This is a genomic window from Promicromonospora sp. NPDC057488 (assembly GCF_042802395.1).
Lineage (GTDB): Bacteria > Actinomycetota > Actinomycetes > Actinomycetales > Cellulomonadaceae > Promicromonospora.
The window spans coordinates 1-5,826 of record NZ_JBHVEG010000265.1 but is presented as its reverse complement, the minus strand read 5'-3'; the positions used below and the strand labels follow the sequence as shown (position 1 = coordinate 5,826).

General features: G+C 70.3%; 4 protein-coding genes. 3 read left to right on the top strand and 1 reads right to left on the bottom strand.

Annotation, left to right across the window (positions count from 1 at the left end; translation table 11 throughout):
- Positions 1-163 precede the first annotated feature (163 nt).
- On the bottom strand, positions 164-1,444 hold the full coding sequence (gene eno / locus ACFU5G_RS28650) for a phosphopyruvate hydratase (RefSeq protein WP_377252315.1): 1,281 nt from the start codon (positions 1,442-1,444) through the stop codon (positions 164-166).
- Positions 1,445-1,733: 289 nt separating this feature from the next.
- On the opposite strand from eno, the gene ACFU5G_RS28645 reads away from it, so the two are divergent.
- The 3 genes from ACFU5G_RS28645 to ACFU5G_RS28635 all read left to right on the top strand — a co-directional run bounded on the left by ACFU5G_RS28645 (position 1,734) and on the right by ACFU5G_RS28635 (position 5,778).
- A complete protein-coding gene (locus tag ACFU5G_RS28645) occupies positions 1,734-3,263 on the top strand; it encodes an ABC transporter permease (protein ID WP_377252313.1) in 1,530 nt (509 codons plus the stop codon).
- Between the two features lie 11 nt (positions 3,264-3,274).
- Positions 3,275-3,952, top strand: a complete 678-nt coding sequence (locus ACFU5G_RS28640) for an ABC transporter ATP-binding protein (RefSeq protein ID WP_377252311.1) — start codon at positions 3,275-3,277, stop codon at positions 3,950-3,952.
- A gap of 203 nt (positions 3,953-4,155) precedes the next feature.
- A complete protein-coding gene (locus ACFU5G_RS28635; RefSeq protein ID WP_377252309.1) occupies positions 4,156-5,778 on the top strand; it encodes an ABC transporter substrate-binding protein in 1,623 nt (540 codons plus the stop codon).
- Positions 5,779-5,826: the final 48 nt, after the last annotated feature.

The window sequence follows — 5,826 nt, the reverse complement described above, 5'->3', positions numbered from 1 at the left end:
CAGACGTACAGGTCACCGGAGTGACCTGTACGTCTGACACGTCGGGGCGGGTCTGACAGCTCGGCGCGGCACAGCCGCGCCAGCGCCGGTCGAACGGTTGAGGCCCCCTCGACCGGCGCCGTCAGGCCCGGATCAGGCCCGGATCACGCCCGGTTCAGGCAGTTCAGCCCTGGAAGCGCGGGAACGCCGACCGGCCGGCGTAGGTGCCGGCCTCGTCGAGCGCCTCTTCGATGCGCAGGAGCTGGTTGTACTTGTTGATGCGCTCGCCACGGGCGGGGGCGCCGGTCTTGATCTGGCCGGCGTTGGTCGCCACGGACAGGTCCGCGATGGTGGTGTCCTCGGTCTCGCCGGAGCGGTGCGAGGTCATCGTGGTGAAGCCGTTGCGCTGGGCCAGCGTCACGGCGTCGAGCGTCTCGGTGAGCGTGCCGATCTGGTTGAGCTTGACCAGCAGCGAGTTCGCCGACTTGAGCTCGATGCCCTTGGCGAGGCGCTCCGGGTTGGTGACGAACAGGTCGTCGCCCACGATCTGCACCTTGTCGCCGACCTTGCCCATGAGGGCGGACCAGGAGTCCCACTCGTCCTCGGACAGCGGGTCCTCGATGGACACCAGCGGGTAGTCCGCAACGAGCTGCTCGTAGTACGCGATCATCTCGTCCGGCGTCTTCTTGCCGCCCTCGAACGCGTACACGCCGTCCGAGAAGAACTCGGTCGAGGCGACGTCGAGCGCGAGGCCCACGTCGGTGCCCGGCTTGAGGCCCGCGCGCTCGATGGCGACGAGGATCAGGTCGAGCGCCTCACGGTTGCTGCCGAGGTTCGGCGCGAAGCCGCCCTCGTCGCCCAGGCCGGTGCCCAGGCCCTTCTCCTTCAGCACGGACTTCAGCGAGTGGTACACCTCGGTGCCGGTCCGCAGCGCCTCGCGGAACGTCGGGGCGCCGATCGGGGCGACCATGAACTCCTGGATGTCCACGTTCGAGTCCGCGTGGGACCCGCCGTTCAGGATGTTCATCATCGGCACGGGCAGGACGTGCGCGTTCGGGCCGCCCACGTACCGGAACAGGTCCAGGCCGGAGCTCTTGGCGGCGGCCTTCGCGACGGCGAGGGACACGCCCAGGATCGCGTTCGCGCCCAGCTTGCCCTTGTTCGGCGTGCCGTCCAGGTCCAGGAGGGTCTGGTCGATGATGCGCTGTTCCTCGGCGTCGTACCCGATGAGCTCGGGGGCGATCTCGTCGTTGACGGCCGCGACCGCCTTCTCGACACCCTTGCCCAGGTAACGGCCCTTGTCTCCGTCACGCAGCTCGACGGCCTCGAACGCGCCGGTCGATGCACCGGACGGGACCGCCGCACGGGCGAAGGTGTTGTCGTCCAGGACGATCTCCACCTCCACGGTGGGGTTGCCGCGCGAGTCGAGGATCTCGCGTGCTCCAACGGCTTCGATGCTAGCCACGGGTTCTCCTTCTAAGGATGTTGCTCGGAGGTTACGGCCCCCAGCCTAGGACGTCGGGCGAGGGGGCGCGGAACCGTCCACGAGCCCGCAGTTCACAGGCCCACCACAGGTCCGCGACAGGGCTGCCACAGCGAGCCTGCCTAGCGTCCCGACCGTCCGGCGCAGACCGCCCGCGGTGCGACCCGCACGCCTGCTCGCCCCTCCTCCACGGCGTGCGGCACCGCCCGCGCGGCGGTCCGCCCGGACACCAACGTCCCCGCACGTTCCTCAGGACCCCAGGCAGGAGCCCATGTTCTTCACCTATCTGCGCAGAGAGCTGCGCAACAGGCGCAAGCAGACGGTCGTGGTCGCGATCGGACTCGCGGTCGCGATCGCACTGGTCATCGTCGTCAACGCCGTCTCGACGGGCGTCCGGAACGCCCAGGCGGAGGTGCTCGAGTCGGTCTACGGCGTCGGCACCGACATCACCGTGACCCAGGCCGCAGAGGGCCCCGGCGAGGGCGGCGGCCCCGGCCGGTTCGACTTCGGCGAGGGAGAGGGCGAGGCCGGCGAGGACGGCACGCGCAACCTCGCGCAGGACCGCCTCAGCACCGCCATGGGGTCGACGTCGTTCGACGCCGCCGCGCTGGAGTCCGTCTCCGGCCTGGACCACGTGTCCGGGGTCGCCGCGACGCTGGACCTGCAGAACATGTCGTTCTCCGGGGAGATGCCGGACTTCGAGGCCATGCAGGAGGGCGGCGGCCCCGTCGACCTGCGCATGGGCGAGGACGGCTCCGGCGAGGGGACGGCCGGCGGGTCGTCCTTCGAGATCGAGCAGTTCACGGTCACGGGTGTGGACCCCGACGCCGCCGCCGTCGGGCCGCTGACGACCGCCACCGTGGCCGACGGCCGGACGCTGGCGGCGGACGACGAGAACGTCGCCGTCCTGGACGCCACCTACGCCACGCAGCAGGAGCTCGCCGTCGGCGACAAGATCACCGTGGGCGGCGAGGAGCTGGAGATCGTCGGCACGGTCGCCTCCACGACCGGCGACGACGTCGCCACGGCGTCCGACGTCTACGTGCCGCTGGCCACCGCGCAGACCCTCGCGGACCTCGCCGACCAGGTCACCGACGTCTACGTGCAGGTCGACTCGGCCGAGAACGTCGACGCCGTCGCCGCCGCGATCGAGAGCGAGCTGCCCGACGCCTCCGTGAGCACGCAGTCCGACCTCGCCGAGAACGTCACGGGCTCCCTCTCGACGGCGTCCAACCTGATCGGCACGCTCGGCACCTGGCTGAGCATCATCGTGCTCGCCGCGGCCTTCGGCCTCGCGATCCTGTTCACGGTTTCCGGCGTCAACCGCCGCACCCGGGAGCTGGGCACGCTCAAGGCGATCGGCTGGAGCAAGGGCCGCGTGGTGGGCCAGGTCGCGGGCGAGTCCGTGGTGCAGGGCCTGATCGGTGGCGTCGCCGGCCTCGCGATCGGCGCGCTGGCGGTCTGGGCCATCAACCTCGCAGGCATCACGCTCAGCGGCGGCACCTCGGGCGGCGGCTTCATGATGGGCGGCCCCGGCGGTGGTGGCGGCGGACCCGCCGGCGCGATGCAGGGCGGGGGCGCGCAGGGCGCCGAGGGCGGCGGCTTCGGCGCGGCTCGCTCGGGCGGCCTGGCCGACGCCGCGAGCAGCGCCGTCGACGTCGCCCTCCAGGCGCCGGTCAGCCTGTGGATCGTGCTGGCCGCCATCGGCCTCGCGGTGCTGGGCGGGCTGATCGCCGGTGTGGTCGGCGGCCAGCGCGCCGCGCGCCTGCGCCCGGTCGAAGCCCTCCGTTCTCTCGCCTGAAAGGTCTACCCATGTATCAGATCGACGACCTGACCAAGACGTACCAGCAGGGCAAGCGCGTGGTGCGCGCGCTCAAGGGGGTGTCCCTGACCATCGGCGACGGCGAGCTCGTCGCCGTGCAGGGGCCGACCGGCGGCGGCAAGTCCACCCTGCTGCAGATGCTCGGCGGGCTGGACCGGCCGACGTCGGGCACCGTGAAGCTCGACGGGACCGACCTCGCCGGGATGAGCGACGCGCAGCTCACCGCGGCGCGGGCCGAGACCATCGGGTTCGTGTTCCAGAACTTCAACCTGATCCCGACGCTCACCGCGCTGGAGAACGTGGAGACGGCGCTGGTACCGGCCAAGATCCCGCGGCAGACCAGGACGGCGCGGGCGCTGGCCGCCCTGGAGTCGGTGGGCCTCGGCGACCGGGGCGACCACCTCCCCGGCGAGCTGTCGGGCGGGCAGCAGCAGCGCGTCGCGATCGCGCGGGCGCTGGTGAAGAACCCCAAGGTGCTGCTGGCCGACGAGCCCACCGGCAACCTCGACGAGGAGACCCGCGACGAGATCGTGGACCTCATCGAGGGCCTGTGGAAGGAGCAGGGGCTGACGATCGTGCTGGTCACGCACGACTCGGTGGTCGCACAGCGCACGCCGCGCCGCCTGCGCATCGCCAAGGGCGCGGTGAAGGACCTGACGGCGGCCTGACGGCGGGGCGCACTGCCGGCGGCCGCTGACGCCGACGGTTCGTCGGGTCTCCTTCCGCGTGAGCGCTGGTCGCTCGCAAGGAAGGAGGCCTGACGAATCGTTACAGACGGTTAACACGACTTTCCAGGCGACCCCACTTCCGTGGCGATATGGTCCAAACCTCCCCGCCAGTTGACCGGGGAGACGAACTGGGGAGGCAATCAGTGAGGCAAGCACGCATCGCCACCTTCGCCGCGGGGGCGGCCGTGGTGGCCCTGACCGTGGCCGGGTGTACCCCGAGCGACACCGTCGAAGGCGACGGACCGGTCACCCTGAAGCTCACGATCGACCAGGAGATGGAGACCCTCTTCCCGGGCGACTCGGGCATGGCGGACAACATCGCGATCCTGGACGTCGTCTACGACGGCCTGGTCCGGTACGACCCGGAGTCCAAGGAGCCGTACGACTACGTGGCCGAGTCGATCGAGTCCGACGACAACACCGTCTGGACCATCAAGATCAAGCCGGACCTGACCTTCCAGAACGGTGAGCCCGTCGACGCCGCCGCGTTCGCCCGCTCCTGGAACTACACGGCCGGTCACCCCGAGCTGTACAGCAACTACTTCTTCGAGCGCTTCAAGGGCTACGAGGAGATGCAGGACGAGATCGACGACGAGGGCGAGGTCGTCAAGGAGAGCCCGGTCGAGGAGCTGTCCGGTCTCACCGTCGCGGACGACCTGACGCTCGAGGTCGAGCTCAACGCGCCGTTCGCCGGCTTCGCCACGATGCTCGGCTACACCGGCTTCTACCCGGTCGCCCAGGAGTGCCTGGACGACGTCGAGGCCTGCTCGGTCAAGCCGATCGGCAACGGCCCGTTCCAGATCACCGAGTGGGACCAGGGTGTGTCCGTCGACGCCGAGCGCTGGGCGGACTACACGCTGGACGAGACGCCCGAGGACATCGACGCGATCAACTGGCGCGAGTACAACGGTGCGTCGTCCTGGAGCGACTTCGAGGCCGGTGACCTCGACGTCAGCTACCCGCCGCCGGCCGACCTGGCCGCCGCGCAGGAGGACCCCGAGCTCTCCGAGCGGCTCGCCGAGGCACCGGGTGCCGCGCTGACCTACATCGGCTTCCCGCTGTACGAGGACGGCCCGTGGCAGGACAAGGAGTTCCGCAAGGCGATCTCCATGGCGATCGACCGCGAGACCATCGTCGACCAGCTCTCGGGCGGCCTGGCCACCCCGGCCGACTCGTGGGTCGTGCCGGACGGCGTGCCCGGCGGCGAGGCCGGCACCTGCGAGTGGTGCGTCTTCGACCCGGAGGCGGCGAAGGCCGCGCTGGAGAAGGCCGGCGGCTGGCCCGACGGCGAGACGCTGACGATCGGCCTGAGCAACGACGAGACCGAGATCGAGTACTTCAAGGCGATCGGTGACTCCATCGAGGCCACCCTCGGCATCCCGTACGAGCTCAAGCCGAACCCGGACTTCTCCTCGGTCCGGTCCGAGCAGGGCTTCGACGGCATCTTCCGGAACAACTGGTTCCCGGACTACCCGCTGAACGAGAACTACCTGGCCTTCTACGCCGTCGGCGAGGAGGGCGCGGGCAACTTCGGCTGGTACGACAAGGAGTTCGAGGACAAGCTCGCCGAGGGCGACCAGGCCGCGACGCTCGACGAGGCCGTGGTCAAGTACCAGGAGGCCGAGGCGATCCTCGCCGAGGAGTTCCCGACCATTCCGTTCCGCTTCAACGCGGGCGGCGAGTACTACAGCGAGCGCCTGGACGACGTCGTCCTGGACCCGTTCAGCGGTGCGGTCCGGGTCCGCGCGCTGACCGTCACGGAGTAACCGACCCACCCCGCACGTGTCGGACGTGCAGGTCACGCTGGTGACCTG